At 35.1% G+C, this 17,802-nt stretch carries 13 protein-coding genes; 5 read left to right on the plus strand and 8 right to left on the minus strand.

Annotated features, from left to right (window positions below; genetic code table 11):
• Positions 1–393: 393 nt before the first annotated feature.
• Complete coding sequence (locus tag JC605_RS08530; protein ID WP_198855769.1) at positions 394–4,662, minus strand: hypothetical protein; 4,269 nt, start codon at positions 4,660–4,662, stop codon at positions 394–396.
• 407 nt (positions 4,663–5,069) lie between these two features.
• On the opposite strand from JC605_RS08530, the gene JC605_RS08535 reads away from it, so the two are divergent.
• Genes JC605_RS08535 through JC605_RS08550 form a run of 4 tightly spaced genes read left to right on the plus strand, consistent with a single transcriptional unit; the run spans position 5,070 to position 7,583 of the window.
• Positions 5,070–5,462 carry a single-stranded DNA-binding protein gene (locus JC605_RS08535; protein ID WP_072953501.1) on the plus strand — a complete coding sequence of 131 codons (393 nt, stop codon included), beginning with the start codon at positions 5,070–5,072 and terminating at the stop codon, positions 5,460–5,462.
• Between the two features lie 44 nt (positions 5,463–5,506).
• Positions 5,507–5,869, plus strand: coding sequence for a hypothetical protein (locus JC605_RS08540; protein WP_198855770.1), 363 nt, complete (start codon positions 5,507–5,509; stop codon positions 5,867–5,869).
• A 23-nt stretch (positions 5,870–5,892) separates the two neighbouring features.
• Positions 5,893–6,279, plus strand: a complete 387-nt coding sequence (locus JC605_RS08545) for a Cas9 inhibitor AcrIIA9 family protein (protein ID WP_198855771.1) — start codon at positions 5,893–5,895, stop codon at positions 6,277–6,279.
• Positions 6,276–7,583, plus strand: coding sequence for a PcfJ domain-containing protein (locus JC605_RS08550; protein WP_198855772.1), 1,308 nt, complete (start codon positions 6,276–6,278; stop codon positions 7,581–7,583). Before JC605_RS08545 ends, JC605_RS08550 begins: the two co-directional genes overlap by 4 nt.
• A gap of 95 nt (positions 7,584–7,678) precedes the next feature.
• Here JC605_RS08550 and JC605_RS08555 read toward each other — a convergent pair whose 3' ends face one another.
• Positions 7,679–10,816: a P-loop NTPase fold protein gene (locus tag JC605_RS08555; RefSeq protein WP_198855773.1), complete on the minus strand. Its 3,138-nt coding sequence runs from the start codon at positions 10,814–10,816 to the stop codon at positions 7,679–7,681.
• A 564-nt stretch (positions 10,817–11,380) separates the two neighbouring features.
• Between JC605_RS08555 and JC605_RS08560 the strand changes: the two genes are divergently transcribed.
• On the plus strand, positions 11,381–12,979 hold the full coding sequence (locus JC605_RS08560; RefSeq protein ID WP_198855774.1) for a serine/threonine-protein kinase: 1,599 nt from the start codon (positions 11,381–11,383) through the stop codon (positions 12,977–12,979).
• A gap of 716 nt (positions 12,980–13,695) precedes the next feature.
• On the opposite strand, the gene JC605_RS08565 is transcribed toward JC605_RS08560, so the two are convergent.
• The 6 genes from JC605_RS08565 to JC605_RS08585 all read right to left on the minus strand — a co-directional run bounded on the left by JC605_RS08565 (position 13,696) and on the right by JC605_RS08585 (position 17,798).
• Positions 13,696–13,860 carry a hypothetical protein gene (locus JC605_RS08565; RefSeq protein ID WP_025572058.1) on the minus strand — a complete coding sequence of 55 codons (165 nt, stop codon included), beginning with the start codon at positions 13,858–13,860 and terminating at the stop codon, positions 13,696–13,698.
• A 115-nt stretch (positions 13,861–13,975) separates the two neighbouring features.
• Entirely contained in the window at positions 13,976–14,230 is a 255-nt protein-coding gene (locus JC605_RS23900) for a DUF6119 family protein (protein ID WP_370569053.1), read from the minus strand.
• A 62-nt stretch (positions 14,231–14,292) separates the two neighbouring features.
• A complete protein-coding gene (locus JC605_RS08570) occupies positions 14,293–14,799 on the minus strand; it encodes a hypothetical protein (RefSeq protein ID WP_198855775.1) in 507 nt (168 codons plus the stop codon).
• A 17-nt stretch (positions 14,800–14,816) separates the two neighbouring features.
• A complete protein-coding gene (locus tag JC605_RS08575; protein WP_198855776.1) occupies positions 14,817–15,650 on the minus strand; it encodes a hypothetical protein in 834 nt (277 codons plus the stop codon).
• 405 nt (positions 15,651–16,055) lie between these two features.
• The gene (locus JC605_RS08580) at positions 16,056–17,213 is read right to left on the minus strand and encodes an RES family NAD+ phosphorylase (protein WP_198855777.1); all 1,158 of its coding nucleotides are present in this window, start codon (positions 17,211–17,213) and stop codon (positions 16,056–16,058) included.
• 165 nt (positions 17,214–17,378) lie between these two features.
• Entirely contained in the window at positions 17,379–17,798 is a 420-nt protein-coding gene (locus JC605_RS08585; RefSeq protein WP_198855778.1) for a GNAT family N-acetyltransferase, read from the minus strand.
• Positions 17,799–17,802 lie beyond the last annotated feature (4 nt).

The raw sequence follows: 17,802 nt of genomic DNA on the forward strand, positions 1-17,802 counted from the left end.
AAAGTAAAAAATTAGTAAAAACTTGCTTGCACGTACATATACCTAATTTATCAAATTGGCTTTTAAAAATTTTAAAAAAAATGACAATTACTCATTAAAAGTGTTATCAGAAAATAGCACCATTAAAACAAGTTGATTAAATGTTTAAATCATTATCTAATGCATCATTTTACTCAAACAAATAATTTTGAATAAATCAATAGAGTCGCCTTTGAAGAAAATAATTCTGTCAAATATTGCCGTAAGGCCTATGTAATGCATCAAACTTTAAAAACTGCCCATCTTCCTGATGTTTTCACTTCCCTTTCCTCCTTGCTGTATTTTACAACATTCTGCATCCTCTAGATATGCCCTTTATTCCAGCTTTCTTTTTTCGTTTATTTCATAACAAACTTATTCCCTATAGATTTCAAGTGATTGGAAAACCGGAAAATTTTTCAATCCGCTTTCAGCATGAAGGTCACGCATATTATTTATATTCCCTAAACTGAAATTGCGTTCTCCCCAGATTCCCCACACCAAAGTGCAATTCTTAGAATTCAGAAAATTATCTAACAAATCCTTTCGGATATAAACCAAATTGTATTTGTTATTATAGTCTTTATTATAATTGATTTCCTGTGATGCTAAACGATTATTAGAGTCTTTTAGGTTAAATGTATCCGGTTCATTAACTAGCTCAAGCTTTTTAAACAGCTCTTTTGAAATAACTGTTCTATGTCCTGAGCTATTTGCGCTGCTATCACTTGAAAATGCATATTCCATAACCGGCAGAAGAATTTCAAACTTCTTTTTTATCTGCTTGGTAACTTCAATTTCTTCAGGATATTCCATCTCGAATGTATCAAAATTAAATTGCGGATTATAATCTGGATGATCTTTTTTTACCGTGTACGTTTTGGTATCTTCAATAAAAGATAAATCAACATAATTGTCATATACTGCGCCATCGAAAAGATACATTTCACCAGCAAAACAATCGTGGTTTTCCCTTTTCTCCGGAAGCCATCTTCCTCTGAAATTCTGCTTATCCAGCCTTAACAAAGCGTCATCCAAATCTTTGTTTTTTATTATAAGTGCCCTGATGAATATAAAGCGCTCCCTTTGGATTTCTTTATCTTCCTGGGATATGAATCCATCCATACAGATCCATTCGCCTGGTTCTCCATTTAGGCCCTTAACTTCAAGATATTTTGTGACATCTGCACCTCCTCCACTTCTATACCACTCCATCAGACTACGATTCCTATCACCGAGATAATCCGTATCAACAAATTTTGATTCATCATCTTTCAAGTCTTCAGGAAAACTCAAATCAATATCAGGATTGATTATCCTGAAATCTCCATATTCGTTTTTAAGCAGCCCCTCATCATCCCTTAAGCCGGCAAGCTCATAAAAAGCAATCCATGAATACTTTTTTCCGTACCGTTCTATTTTAGCTCTTGTTCCCCTGCTTGTATGTTCCATTCTTTGTATCCTGCTGTCCATTTCTTTGAATATCAGCCCATCCCATCCAAGCTGGAAAATACGCCAGTAGATCTGTCGGCGTACCTTCTTCTTACTGTCTGGATCATCATAATTCCTTCCGTCATCTACGATCTGCCCGATAGTATAGTTGCTGAAATCCATATAAATAGGATCATTGAAATTGCCTTTTTGCTTTTCATAATCAAATTCACCCCAATCTCTTATGCCTCCTGTCTTATAAGGTGCTCTCATGTTATTCTGTTCTGACTCATTAAGCAGATCAGGAAAATATTTCAATGCAGTTTCAATGCTCATAGCCGCATAGCTTCGGGCAAGATAATGGGTAGTCCCATGTGGTGCATCTTCTGAAAAAATTAGACTGTACAGCATTTGGCCTACAGGTTTTAAGTGCTGTTCTTTAAATTTACGATCCATGTTGTTATGCTCTGCAAGTATCACTCCATACATTGCTCCAAGAGTTCTTTCCCATACATAAGGGTCGTTTACAGCCAAAGAATAGGAAACAAGTTCGGTAAACTCCATTGGAAATCGTCTGCCGTAATAATAAAGTGCCCTTGTAGCATGATCACGCATATCTCTGTTTGTAACTGTCAGCATCCACATCAGCTTTCGAGCAGCAATATGAACACGATCCGATATAACCTCTTTTTCTCTTATTGATTTTTCTATATGATTAATATAACTGTAGTAGTTCCCTTCTTCCTCAGGATAATAACTGCCTCTGCACTTCTCGGTCCAGTAAATATCTCTAAAGGCTACATTCATAGAGCGAAGAAGATCGGATAGAAACAGGAAATTTAGCGGATGCTCGATAACTAGTTCAGTAGTGTCAAAAAGGTCGATTAAAGACCATGTTCTCGAAGTATCTTGAAAAGCTGTGGCAACCATTTTTTTTGCCAAGGTCTCATATGGCAGAATAATATCAGCATTCAAATCAAATAAGGCTTCCACTGTATATTTTGAGAGCGAATAAGATTCACTGATCAGCGATTCTAGTCCAAAACGCTTGATTGCCAGTATGCAGAAGGAACGCAGAATATCATCATATAGGGCATGTTTACGATTTTCTCCAAGAAGTGAAATTGCAAATTTTTCACTTTTTATAAGAGCCTTAACTTCAATGCCGTCCTTGACAGTTTCTAAAATGCTTTTGGCAATAAGATAACCGTTAAGCAGATCATAGGTAAATGCCACAACTTCCTTTCCATCCCAATCCCTGAAGATCAGTAGATCTTCACCTTCAAAAGCATGTAGGGTCTCAGTATCAAGAACAGCAGGTACAACATCTTGAAGCGGTACATCCCTTTTATCACTATTCCAAAGTACGTCAGAAATTTTATTAAGTATATCTTTTGTAAAAGATTTACTGTAGCGGAGCTCACGGCCAAGCCTCCCAACAATATTTTCATTGCATTTTTGGAGATATTCCTCAAAAATATCAAACATATCTTCATTTTGAAATGACACAGTTTCTCCCTTTTTGGCTTCACAAAAAATTGTGAGATATAAAGGTTCTGTGAAATGGGATATCCTATCTGAATTGTTCTGCAGCGTAATACCGTAATGATCAAAATATCTTTCCGTAGCTTCGTTGACATTGTAATTTGTAAAGCCATCCACCTCCACCTTCAAACTCCACTTTCCGTCGGGATAGGACAGATAGCCTTTAGGAAAGAGCACTTCTTCATAAGAGCTGCGATAGGTGGCTATCAAAAGAATATTAGAAAAATTCAGCCTGATTTCGTTAGCCAGCTCTTCTATGCCTGATACCCAAATATCTTTCCAATAAGCCGATTCATTAAGACCGTCAATGGCAAGTACAAGTTTAGTCTTATGCACACGTGCACATATTTCAAGTGCTCCAAAAAAATCCTTTACATTCCAGTCACTTGGAATATCCAGCAGCTGTTTCATCTGTTCCTTCACAGGAAGATTAGACCTGAACTGGCTGCCAAAAAGAAAAAGTGCAGGCTTTCCGCCATCTATCTGCTTGCGCACCGTATCAACTGCTAGATGGGTTTTTCCTTTTGAGGCATTTCCCGAAATATAGGTTTCAGTTTCATTCACTGATTGAAGCATCGCAAAGATATTTATGTAAGCATCAAAATTTCTAATTGTAAAATACGGCCCCAGCAGACAGTTTCGACAGTCGCGTATTTTTTGTTTAATTGAGTGATCCGATTCTTTACGCTCAGCATCCCAGCTTATATCCGCAACAGCTTCATCTCTGCTAAGGATAGAATATTCATTATAATAAACTTGAAATTCCTGTACAAAATTGTCTATCTCTTTAAGCAATGAATTAAGTTCGTAACGTTCCTTCTCCTGTAAAATTATAACAGCAGCTCTAAGCAGTACATTTCCTCTTTCTATTAACGTTACGTGGCTGTCAACAAGTACAAATTTGCTTATCTTTTTTACTGTCTTCTCAAAACCAGTAGAAACATCGTACCCCCTGATCTTCTTAATATCGTCTTCATAATCAATTTTAAATCTATCGATATCCAGATGAGCAGCCCTATCCAGTATGAGTTCAGCTAAAGAATTTCCTCCTATAAACTTTGAAATTTCTTCGTCAGCTGAACCGTTAATGTGAAGTTTCTCTAAATATTTTGATTTAATAACCCTTGATTCTCTAACGATATCAAACTTTTCTTTGAACCAATCGTAATCAAGAATTTTATCGGCAAAAAAATATCTTTGAACATTAGGATATTTTCTTAAGTAATTCAGTATTTCACTGTCTCCCCAATGGATCAATTCTGGATTGCATAAAGATGATAAAACTGGTTTTCCTTTGTATTTCAGTTCCCCGCAACTATCAAACCATAATTTCTCCGAAGGTGTCATGGAAAGCTTACTGCATAAAAACCATTTTTTTAATCTGGAGCCATGTACATCAGCAGCTTTCTGCAGTGATTTTTTAATCTGTTCCTGTCTTCCGCTTTCACTAAAACGTCCGAAAAATTTACACTGCCATCCCCAGATATCACCGTTTGCAAACTCCAGATAGAATTCAACTCCATCTCCGCCGCCGCTGTCATCAATTGAATTTAGTCTTGCTTTAGAGGAATACAATTCAAAGACAATTTGATAACATAATTCTTCAAAACTTTTCTTTTTATCGTCCTCGTAAGGTTTAAGGTGTTCCCAGTTAATCAGGTTGCTCATTGACTGACTATAATTTAATGGTTAAATAAAATGGAGTGCTTAGCTACTCAAATATAATTATTGGCTCCTTACAAAACTACAAAATTGGATTACAAAAAAAATTAATCAGTGAAAAAGAACGATAATTTATTACAGGCCTTATTATGATATGTAAACATTGTATACATATTATGATTTTCAATTCAAAACGGGTTAAAAGGGCAGCCAAGATAGTGCCCGCCGTATGCTGCATGCGCATAATGGCGCCGCTTTCGCTTGCCACCCTTCGGGACTTATAGCACTCCGCATCCTCATAACCGGTCACTTGATTCTTGCTTTCTTTTTTCCCGTTTTTTCTTTTGAAAACAATTTTTAGGAATGCAGGGAGAAAGAAATTTTAAACAACAGTAACGCTAAAATTTAAAATCATGGAAATCACAGGACGTATTACAAAAGATGCTCTAGCCCGCAAAGTGGGAAATGAAAAACAGGTCGTTAACTTCTCCATTGCCATCAATGACAGCTACAAACCCAAAGGAAGCACCGAGTACAAACACATTACAACCTTTATTGACTGCTCCTATTGGCTCAATGCAAAGCTTGCCCAGTGGCTTAAAAAAGGGGCGCTTGTTCAGCTGTTCGGGCGTGTGGGGATTAGCACCTATATCGGTCACGACGGCTCGGCTATGGGGTCTTTGACCTTTCACATCAACAGTCTTAAGATTTTGGCTTTTGCCAAAAAAGAGGATGGGTCTGCGGGCGCAGTTATCACGCCGAAAAAACAAAATTCCTCAGAAGAGCCTGATGACCTGCCTTTCTAAGGCAGGGTTCTAATTGTATTTATAAACGCCAAAAAAATCACATTATGAAAGCCTTAGATAAAAACGAGTATTCTCATTACGATGTAAGCCAAGTATTCAACGAAATCATATTAAGCCATTTGGAAGGCTATAACGGAAAGAAAAAACAGCAGTTGAAGTCTTTCCTCGAAGACTTACAGAAAGGAGGCTGTATCAGCGGTATGATAGGAGAATTTATCTACCACAACGACTGCAAAGCTTTTTACATCAAACACCTTGAAGATTTGGAAGGAATTAGGAATGATTTGGAAGAAGTATTTGGAGAGCCTGTTGCCAACCGCTATAAACTGCCCCATTACACTTTTTTATGCTGGCTCTGCTTTGAGGAGTACTGCTACGGCATTTACAGAGACGTCTTTGAACAATAGCTATTAATCAAACTTTTTCCATCATGAAACCATCAGACGACTTTAAAACCGCTATAGAGAATTATCTCAATACAACTGCGCAGGGCGATTCATCCTTTGCCCGAAGCCTTGCCAAAGAAAATAAAAACATCGAGAGCTGTTGCAGTTACATTTTCGGTGAGGTCAAAAAAACAGGATTGTGCGCCTTTGATAATCAGGAAATCTTTGACATGGCGGTCAAATATTACAGCGATGACAGTATTGGTGCGCCTGCACCTATCAACTGTAAAGTGGTCGTAAATCAGCCCGTAAAGGCTGATTTATTCAACTCTGCTCCTGCAATGAATCCACAGGTCTCAAGACCCGAAACTGTACCTGTACAAACAACAGTAAAACCTGCACAGAAAACCTTAACGCTTTTTGACTTATGAAACCACGTACAGCCATAGAAAAACAGATAGTCGCACTAAGCGAATCCCTTGCACCCATCGCCCCAGAAATGTACTCTTGGGCTGAGCAGTCCATTTTTCTGAAATGGGGCGTTTTATCACGTGGAAAGTTCCACTGTCTGGACTGCGGTCATGCTTGGAAACCCGAATACGAGAAGCAGTCTGCGAAATTCACAAAGTGTACAGCCTGTAAAGGAAGACTAAAGATGCACGGATGCAATCAGGTGCACTTCAAGGAAATAGAATACAACACAGTTGTGACTTGTCTTTCGGATTTTCAAATAGTACGTATTATATGTTCGACCAAACAGATGAAGAAAAGATGTCTGCCTAGCTATTCCCATACCGAAGTAATGCAGCATTGGATAAACCCGAAAGGAGAAGTACGCACAATGTCACGCAGTACCAATGTCTTTTCGCAGGCTTACGATGCATGGCAGTATTATTCGCCCCTTGAAATCCGCCCTAAGGATTTTCAGAACTCTCCCAAGTACCGAATCAATCCCTATAAGGTTTATTCACGCTTGAAAGTACTTCCCGTATTGAAACGAAATGGCTTTAAGACAGCTTTTTATGACATAGCACCTCAAATACTGCTTTCATCACTTTTAACAGACCCCTGCGCTGAAACCCTGCTGAAAACTAGGCAGATTTCATGGCTTCGCTATTACCTTGAATCTCCCTATCAGCACGTCCTGCGCAACTGGCAGGCGGTAAAAATCTGCATCAAAAACAATTACACGGTTTCCGATTTTGGAATTTGGGAGGATTATATGGAACTGCTTCGCTGGTTTAAAAAAGACATCACCTCTGCCCTGCTCGTCTGTCCTGTTGATCTGCATTTGGAGCACGACAAATTGGTGGAGAAAAAACAGCAATTGCTGAGAAAAAAATATCTTGTGAAAATGCGTGCTGAGATTCAGCAGGCGCAAGGTCTGTATGCTGAGCAGAAAAAGCAGTTTTTCGGGCTTTGCTTCTCAGGGGCGGGAATCACTATTTCCGTCTTGGAGAATGTTTCTGAATTTATGGCCGAAGGAGACTCCTTGAAACACTGCGTTTTTACCAATGAATATTTCAAAAAGAAAGATTCTCTGCTCTTCTCTGCACGCATTGACAACAAACCAATTGAAACAATCGAGGTTTCCCTTTCCAAAATGGAAATAAACCAGTGTCGTGGAATGAAAAATAACAAATCAAAGCATCACAAAATCATTATGGAACTTATGCAGAAAAACCTATATCAAATTCGTTCCCGAATGAAAAAGCAAAAAGTAGAAAAATGCTAAAAGCGGAAAAACCGAAGTAACTTCGGTTTTTCCGCTTGCCATCCCTTTTGCAATGTAAAGCCTATAAGCTGTATTAATTATTTACAGAAAATAATTTAAAAAGCAAATCTCTTAATAAAGAAAGCATTCTTATTAAAATCTGTCAATTTAACTTCAAGCGACTCTGGTTTGTAAGCAGCAAGAACTTTTAATAAGTCCCTCCTTAAATCTTTTAAATCTTTTAAATCAAATGTATCATCAGAATCAATTTCAGGGCTAAGAAATTCACCAAGTTTTCCTGTCTGATTTGGAATTTGGGAATACTTCAGTATTGATGTCATTACCGGTCTGTATCTGCTTAACGATAACGCTAGAGTCAATAAAACCAACTCAATCTCTTCTTTTCCGATTTCAGGACTTCTCATGTACTCATGGGATTTTATAATCCTGTAGATATTAATAAACCTCTTGATTAGTCTTGGATTACTGCCTAAAATAATTGACATTTCTTCAATAAAACTGCGTTCTTCCTCAGTGAAGCTTAAAGCTTTTACGATTGTTTCTTTGCGAATCTGCTGCTTTTGAATTATTGGGTAATCAATCTGTTCTAACGGATCTGCATTTTCCAAGGTTTCCTGTGCATCTTCATTTTGATCAGGCTTCAGTGTCTGATCTGATTTTTTTACTTTTGGCAGTTCCTGTACCTCGGACAACCCTCTAAGCATTTCTTTAATATCGTTGTCATCTGCAGTTTTCAGATGGAAAGCAATTTGAAATATCTTCTCCAAATAATCAGAAGGATCTATTCCTTTATAACCATTCTTTCCCTCTTCATGCTTTTGCAGGTATTTGACCGTAAGGGCATTTCTTACCCATACAGGATCCACACCTACCACCACTACAAAAAGCGGGAATGCCATTAGAAGGTTTACTGCCTCCAATACCTCTACAACCCTTTCTTCGGGACATCTGTCTAAATCATCAATATAAAGTATTATTCGCTCCAAGGGCTTATTAAACAAAGCTCGAAACTCTGCACTTTCACCTGATTTCAGCAGCTCTTCGCTGTGGCCTGTAAAGAGTTCACTTAGGATTTGAAAATCTTTCCTAATAATAGAAACAAGACCAAGGTGCTTCTTATAGTCATCGCTGTTACACCTTTTTTCAATAAAGTCATAGAGCGTACTAGTAGTAAGCGCATTGGTTATTTTATATTCAATTGTGGATTTAACTACAGTTACACTGGTAATCTGCGTATTTATGGAATCCAATTCTTTTGTCTTGTACTCGATTTCCTGCAGCAGTGCCTTTTCCTGCTGATTGAATTCGTCAATTGCGGTTACACGTTGTTTAAGATAATCTTCTTTTATGGTCCACATTTTTCTTAAAAAGGGCTGAAATTTCCTGTACGTTTTCACAGCCCGAACATATAAAGCCCCACCCGCAGTTATCAGGATCCAAAGCGACGGGGTTACCGAAACAACATTTAATTTAAAAAACTTGACAAATATCCCCAGCAGCAATGGTATCAAAAAAATAATAGCAAGAGTACCAAATACCCAAAGCCAGTTATATCTAGCAGCTTTATCAGTAGTAAAGAGTTTAAAATAAGTTGGTAAGCTTTTTGCCTTTTCATAAAGTTCATCGGGTTTCACCCAATACTCCTCAGGGACAATTTTTTTAAAGTGGGCAATATCCATTTCAATACCAGGATTCTCAGTGAGTGCTTTGGTAATTTCGGTTTCTACTTTGAATTGAGTATCAACTTCGTTTAAAACAGACTGTAAAGATTTATTACGTAACAACTTTATTTTGGTATCCAGATCCTCTTTAGTATCCTTCTTTTTCTCATCAAGCTTTTTAAGCTGGCTGTCTATTTCATTCTTTTGGTTTTCAAGCAAGGCTACTTCTTCTTTGGCAGCGGAAAGATCCTTTACCAGTTTCTCTTCGATTATCCTTGTATTGTTTTTTGCCAGACTGTCATTCTTTATATAGTAATTCAACTCGTCAAAGATATTCGTTGTTATACTGGCCCACAGGTTGGTATCCATGTACGACCAAGCATTGAAATGAACATGAACAATACCTTCACAGAAATACCCTGTACGGCTTGCTGACAAATCTTCTATTTCCTTTCTGAGTTTATTCATAAAAAAACTTTTTCCCGACCCCCACTTGCCCAAAAGAGCTACTGCGAGCGGCGGACGAAAAGTTTTCGCGGCAAGAACAAGAGAAAAAGCATTGACATCAGGTCCTATGTTAAGGTAATCAATCCCCGTATCACCATCGCAGACCAGACCAGCGATATGATGAGAATCTTCTTCAGGAGGATCTAGAATTGCACCAATCAAACCATCTAGTAATACTTGCGGTAAAGCATCAAATATCTTTTGCATATCATCAAAAGAAAGCTGGGTAATTGTGTTGCGGTAAAATCCTAAATCTTTGATATCAATTTTATGGTCTTTCTCCATCCATTTCACGGCAACTGTTGTTCCGTCTTCCAGATTTCGGCTTACCCTGCCCCAGCCCTTAAATCTTAGGAACGAATCCCCGTCCCTGTTGGGATAGGTAGACTTGTGAATTAAAAAATCTCCTTCATTTATAGAATTTATAACCTCGGCATACTTTTCATCATAACCGGTTTCCCAGATTCCCTGTTCATAAAAACGTGAAGCCTGGTCGACACCATCCCAGTTGGATCCAACAAGAAAAAAACGGTAATTGGAATTTTGAAGAGCCATTATTATATCAGATCCATCAATATTATTTTCCAAAATAAGCTTATTATAAAGCTCTTTACCCATTTGATCCTCTGGTATAGCAATAATAAATTCAGCTGACACAGATACTAAAATCTCATGATTCTCCTCAAGGACAGATGATATGATTTCATAACTTTCTTCATACGACAATCCTGCATTACCAGTACCTAGAAGGGGCAGGAATATTTTCTTATCTGAAAGTTCCAGAGCATACATATTTAAGGACTTAGAAAGATTTTCTCTAATTAGTTCAGCTGTTGGCCTCTGTCCATCTATGGTTACAACAAACATGACTTCAGATTCATTAACTGTAAGCAAATCACAACCCCTTTCGAGGTTAAGTCCGTTCAAAGCAGTTTGGTTATAGCCAAATGCAAGTAATATTTTGGAATTAAGGTTTCCAATTGCACCCTCTTTATTTATTGGTGCAAAGGCAAAGTTAAAATCGGCGGGCGAAGGATTTAGTGCGATTTGGTAAAGGTCAATCATTTCTAATTTTATATTGCGAACTAAAGTAAAAAAATAAAATAGATTATTAAGATTTTTCTTTATGATATAGAAAGAGTATTTTACTTAATCAAATTTAAAAGAAATTACTCAACACAAAACTTCAATCTATCCACAAATTGAAGTAATTAAAGCATCTGAAATTAACAACGTTTGGGATAAAGTAGTAAATTAAGGAAGCAAGATATCGTTATGTAATTGATATAGCAACGCTTTAGAAAAGAAATAGCTTTTAAAATGCAGATTATTAAACCTCCAAAATTAAATTTTTGGAGGTTTTATCTTTTTATTGACTGACCGATAATTATGTATAATAACTTTAAAGGTAAGCTTTTATCATCTAGAAGCTCGCTCCAGTGCGGATTAAACAAAGCGATAATGGCATAATGCCTTTTTTCAAAAATTACTACCTTTGACTATCTTTTATCATATCATATGAATACTGAAATTCTTTTTACAAAATAAAAAAATATTTTGAAATATGATTCTTAAATAGCTAACCTTAAAAACCAATTAAGTTCAATATGTTAAAAATTTTCATCATAAATGGATAAAGCTAAATCACTTATACTAGAAAAAGAATTAATCAATAAAACTTTAAATGGCTATCAAGTTGTAAAATTACTTAATAACGGAAAATCAGCCGCCGTATTTAAAGCACGAAAAAATAATAAGGACTATGCGCTAAAAATTTTTGATAACGATTTAGTTGAAAGATTTGGGTACGAAATTCAAATAAAAAGAATTGAGCAAGAAATAAAACTAAAAAATCATACAATTGAAAATCTAGTTAAAATATACGAAGGAGGAAAGACAACCGTAGAAGATAAAGAACATTTTTTTATTGTTATGGAGTTTATCTCTGGAACCAACCTAAAGGAATATATTAATCATAATGATTATGATCAAGATTTTGTCCTTAAAGTTTTAACTACTTTACATAACATTACCACAAAATTACTAAAAGAAAAAAATATTGTTCATCGGGACATTAAACCCGAAAATATAATGATCTCAGACCAAGGAGACGTTATATTAATGGATCTTGGAGTACTTAAACTTATAGGTGCAAAATCATTTAGCGATGAAGAAGAAAAGTCATTTGTAGGAACGTTAAGATATGCCGCACCAGAATTTCTATTAAGAACTGAAGAAGACACCGTTGAAGGATGGGCTTCATTAAATATTTATCAAGTTGGAGCGACTTTGCATGACTTGATAATGAAAAAGGAATTATTTATGGAAAAAGTTCCATATGCTAATTTAGTCATCGCAATAAAAGAAGACAATCCCGTTTTATCTAACCCAAAATACTCCTATAATCTGCAACAGCTTGTGCGAGATATGCTAATTAAAAACTGGAAAAAAAGAATTGAACTAGTTAACGATGAAAGAATAGCTAAGATAGTGCATGAAAAGAATATTCTAGAAAACTCCTACGAGGATGGCATTGAGAAAATACTAAAAAAACGCATCAAATTTCAAGCGAGTTTTGATGAAATTGAAAAACTGAAGAGAACGAATCAGGAGCAAAAAAAAACCGCAATAACAGTCGGTAAAGAGTTGGAAGATATAATAAAAGGTATACTTAAAAAAATTGAAAAAGATAAAATATCCAGTCATATTAGCGATTATGATTCTTTCCTTTTTTCAAATGATTATTGTAATACAAACGAAGTAATTCAAAATTTTTCATTTGGATTAAGTGGTGATTTAAAAATGGGATATCCCAGACAAATTAATCTTTTTATTAGAATCTTTAATAACTCCGAAAAATATGTTGAAATTAATTGCATGAGTTTTATCCTTCCCGATAATTTCACAGGAAAGTTCTTTCCTTCAATTCACTTGTATTCTAAATTTGACAAAGAATCCCGTCTTCTAAACAAAACTATAAATAGAATTGGGCCAGCTGAAATTAACTATGCATTTGACACCGTTAGCATTTTTAAAGGGAATGCTGAGTTTGATGAATCATTTGTTAATGAAATTAGCTGCAGTATTATTGCAATAATAGCCAGAACACTTGAAAAAGTAGAAGAAGTTGTGGAAAGCAGAATTAACGAAGAAAAAACTACAACTATAAGTGGGCTTTATCTTCAAGATGCTTCAAAAATTAAGGAGATGATTTTTATAAATTCCTAAGAATGTAAAAAGAATCTAATTTTTTGTATTTAAAATTTATAATTTAGAAAGCAATATAGAAAAATTATATTGCGGCAAATGACCTCTTATAAAATGGTTTCTGAAGTTTTTACTTTACAATGGCCTAATTTCAGTACTGCAGCAATTAGAAGACACATCCATTGGGTTATTTACTCCATTGTAAAAACATTGTGCTATATTGAGAAATAAAACAATTTTTAACTTCAGTGGTGCAAATATAATCACCGTATTTTGACTTGAATAATCTCAAATCTTTTCTTTAATATTGCTAAAACTGATTTAAATTCTTCATTAAAATACCAAGTTATATATTCTCAATTAAATTATAGTAATTAATAATAAATTGAAATCATATTCTTAAACATTTTTCAACATTAAACCCTTACGATACATACAAACCGCTCTGTGATCAAGAAATAAAACAATTATCCTACAAATTTACTTGAAAGTAAGTCAATTTCTTTAAATCGTTCATAAAATGATTTGTAAATTGTGAACTAAACTCACTTAAGGAGACAACTAGCAAATAGTTGTCTCTTTTTTTATGCCCAAACATATTGATTTTACAGGCCTTCACAGCCTAATATTTGTGGTTCGATTTTTTCACAGGAAATTCTTAGTCTGTTTGAAATAAACAGTCTTAAAGTGGCGCTATCAGAGATTTAATCGAAGCTTAACGATGGTTCGAAATCCCGTTAAGGATATAGGATTTTTTTCTCTTTTGGTTTATCGTAATTTTTTGATACTAAATACAGTAATTCCAAAATAATTTTAGCTTCCTTCTCATCTACCTGAATGCCGTTTTTGGAAAGAATAATAACGGCTTTCTCTACTGAAACATTCTTTTCAATGAAATTCATTTTTCTTTTTATATCGTTTTTTTTATATTGAAATAAGAATAAGAATAATTTTTCGAAAAATTTTTACGCATATTCTAGCGATCTGGTAAAATCTTTAACTATTTCAATAAATCTTTTAATACATATCTCGAACCCAAGTCAAATTAACTTTAAATTGCATTGCTTGTAAAGTTCTAATTTTGTCTTCTAGAACCATTTTTGAAAAAAAAGTTAATCTATCTTGTGACTTATCATTTAGTATAAGATGATGTACCGTTGCGTTATCAGGTTGATTAGAAATATGTTTTGTTGCGTCAGGTATATGAGCATTTACTGCATCAGCATATTTATCTTTAAACTCTGCATATGATTTAGCTGATACATAGCCAATTTCTTATGTGTCGAATTTTTTAACATTAAGGAAGAAAATATAGATTAAAACTAATTAATAGTTTATTCATCCTGTAAAATTTCAACATTTTTCATCGTTTCCAGCTTGTAGTAAGCTCTCTTAGTGTTCTTCCTTACTTCTTCATCATTGCATACAATCCTAATTACAGTTGCCTGATTTACATAGTTTTCCACAACAACATCTTCTGCGTCGTCTGCAACCTCTTCATTCCAGTATTGCATTGCAATAGCATTTTTAATTTCACCATCCATTTCGAGTGCTAAACTTTCAACCAATGGATAATTCCCCCGATGCAGTATATCATCTTCCGCGATTTCAACCTCGTAAAATTTTGAATCAGTATCTAGAATCCAATATTTTTTTGCAGCTGAAAACGAATCAAATAATTTAACTATCTCATTCCTGTTTGGTTTTGCTGCTGGACGGTTCATTTCCAATAAATCTTCTATTTCAGTACGCGCAGCATTAATATTATTGATGAATGCAGCATTTGCACGGATTATATCTCCAATCGCGAAATCTCGTCGGTCTATTCTATAATAACTCATATTTTTTTCTTTCTAAATTAGCTTGAGGTAACCTGCCTTTGCAGATGAGATTCTATTTTTACAAATGCTTTGGTCATCTGGCTAAGAACAATTGCTTCCTCACTCGAAATTGAAGGTGCCTCCAAACTTCCATGTCCGGAAAGCGGCTCAGAATTTCTTTTTCTGTAGATTTCTAAAATATAATCCAAAATAGAACCAGGCAGTAAAGATTCATTTCTATACCTATCAAAGAAACCTCCTAAAGTCTGATTCTGGATGCCATCAGTACCTATTACTTCTTTGGCCATAGTTTCAAAAATGCTTGCGCTGGAATGTAAAACATTTGAATAATCTTCCCTCTGCAAAGAATTTTCCATTCGTTCAACCAATAGACGAATATTTGGATGTTCTTCGTTAAAGCTTTCTTTTTCTATATCCCCAATTGGAAATACTTCTATTCCGTAGGTCCTGTCTGCATAGACAAATTTAAAGGAGGCATTTTCTTCCTTTAGTGCATCATTTATAAAGCTCAAATCCAAAATTCCCTTCACAAGTAATTCTCCTGCCAATTCAATAAATTGCACCGTATTTAATCTGCGGACAGATAAAAGAAAATTACTGTCATGCCATGCGTATTCAGCATCTTGATAATATCCGCTATCATCTGATTCTAAAACGTAGATACTTTTTGATAATATCGTGTTTGATAAGTTTATAATCGTGTTTTTTCTTGAAATTATTGATTCAGTATACTCAGGCTCTTCTGTCCATTGCATTAAATGTCTTGTGACAAAACCATAAAATTCCTGAGAAAGGACTTCATATTCTAAATCCTTCTTTTGCTCTTTAGTAGAGTAAATTGTAAATTTCATTTCTTTTTATATATTAAAATTTTAGAAAGTCTGTATTAATTAAGTCAATCCCATTATCTAAAGCGACGTATGTATGACGACCTGTGTAATGTCAATTGTGTAATATGCAAGAATGCCAAATTTGTCCAACTTAATATGGATTCTGTTACCAGTTATTGCTGTAACTTCCCAAAACATATCATGATTGCTTTGAGCCTCTGTAGAATTAAAAATTACTTCATCTCCGACTTTTATGTCACTTATATTATAGATCATTTCAATTGTTTTAAATTATTTTTCTTAATACTTCATTAACCGATTTAATAGCTCAGATTTCAACAATTTGCAATATTAAAATTTCGTACTTTATATACAACACTTATAAGAAATAGATCTTGTAAAATATCATTCTTATATTATTGACTATCAGAAAATTTCCGAAACATCTTTTCTGCATTCTCTCTGAAAATATTGATAATTTACTTCCTTTATTTCTACGACCTCCGCTTCTTCAAATGTATAATGTAACAGCTCAGGTTCGAAAACAACCAAATTATCACCTGTACCGACAGAACTTGTAAACAGGATGCCGTCAAAATCCAGTTTTCTAATACAATCTGCGATCAATTGTGTTATGCTATATACATGCCTTTCCGCAGGTGGAATGACCTGCTGCATCAATTCACTAAATGTATTCAGCTTTCCGAACTCTCGCAGCCTCTTATCACTTTGATAAAAATTCAAAAATTGACTGTCAGTAAGATCGAAAATTCTCAAATCCCTATTTGTAATAAATTTGCCTATGGAAACCACATCGCCCGGATGAGGACGTATTTCTGATATCGCGGTGTATTTGTCAGTAGCACAATAAAGATAAGTGACCCCTGCTCTATTTAATCTCCCAATACCCGCAATTCCAGGTGGAGGAGCACCAATCTTTGTGCCAGAAAATGGAACAAATATGTCTTGTCCTTCAAATCCCCCAGTTATCACGCTCCTTTTTTTATCTTCAACTCCTGTTCTAGCCCTATAAAAACCGGTTTCTTTCTTTATAAGCATTTCTGCGCAGTCTGCATACTTCGACAGCATTTTGGTTATTTGATCTTCAAATTTGAAGTAATTCTCAGTTTTTAGTTTTTCTGCAATCTCGGTTATGGAATAATCTAAATTTGTCTTAATAGACTGAAGAAGAGGATTTTGTTGACCATCGTAATGACCAGCAAATATTGAAACGCCCTTGTCAGAATCTTCATATGCTTCAAACGAATCTATAATATCCATCAATTCATCGCAAATATCTTGATTCTTAAAATTTTCCTTATTTATAAAATTTTCTTCAATTAGCGGAATATATCCATCTCCTCCCCAATGCTCGTTGTAGTCCCACTCGGAAAAATGATAACGGATCAAGGCCTTAATCATCTGAATAAATTCGTTGCTCTCAGCATCTATGATAAATTCATTATTTTCACAGCAGGTGCACAACCCTTTTATTCCGATGTTACTAATCAGTTTTTTTAGTCGAATATCCTTTGCGCATTCGATACAGAGTTGTATCTGATCATTATCTTTTATTTCATTCATGTCTTGTTGTTTATACTTCTAAAATCTTAAACCATTTATAATATTTCATATTACATTAAAATCAAGTCCATAATCATCTTAACAATTGGGAATAGGGAACCTTTTGCAGCTATAGAAAGTCAAAATAATTTATGAACATTTAATATTTTAAGCCTTTTGTTATCGTTACTTAACACTGATTACCTTTTGGTAAACATACACCCAGTTTCCGCTTTTTGGATAGAAAAATCTGTTGACCTGAGAATATCCTTTCCTTGAAAAAAGACGGATACTGCTATCATTGCTGGTTCTGATGGTGCATTGCAGAACTTTTGCACCGCCATCTTGCGCTTTGGCTTCTGCCAGTGCAAGGATTTCATTGCCGTAACCTTTCCCCTCGTATTCTTCTGCAACTACGACATGTGAAATTTCCCATTGATACCATTGAACCTTCTTGCTTTCAGCTAAGGCAATAATTTTTCCGCTATCCACCAGATAAACATAATTAGCTCTCGATTTTAAAATGCATTCACCTGTATAAGTGTTGACTAATTGGTTTCTTGCATTCAGCAGATCGGCAATTTGCTCGGCAATTTGTTTCGTCATAACA

Origin of the sequence: Flavobacterium sp. IB48 (assembly GCF_016405855.1) — a bacterium.
In the GTDB taxonomy this organism is placed as follows: Bacteria; Bacteroidota; Bacteroidia; order Flavobacteriales; family Flavobacteriaceae; genus Flavobacterium; species Flavobacterium ginsengisoli.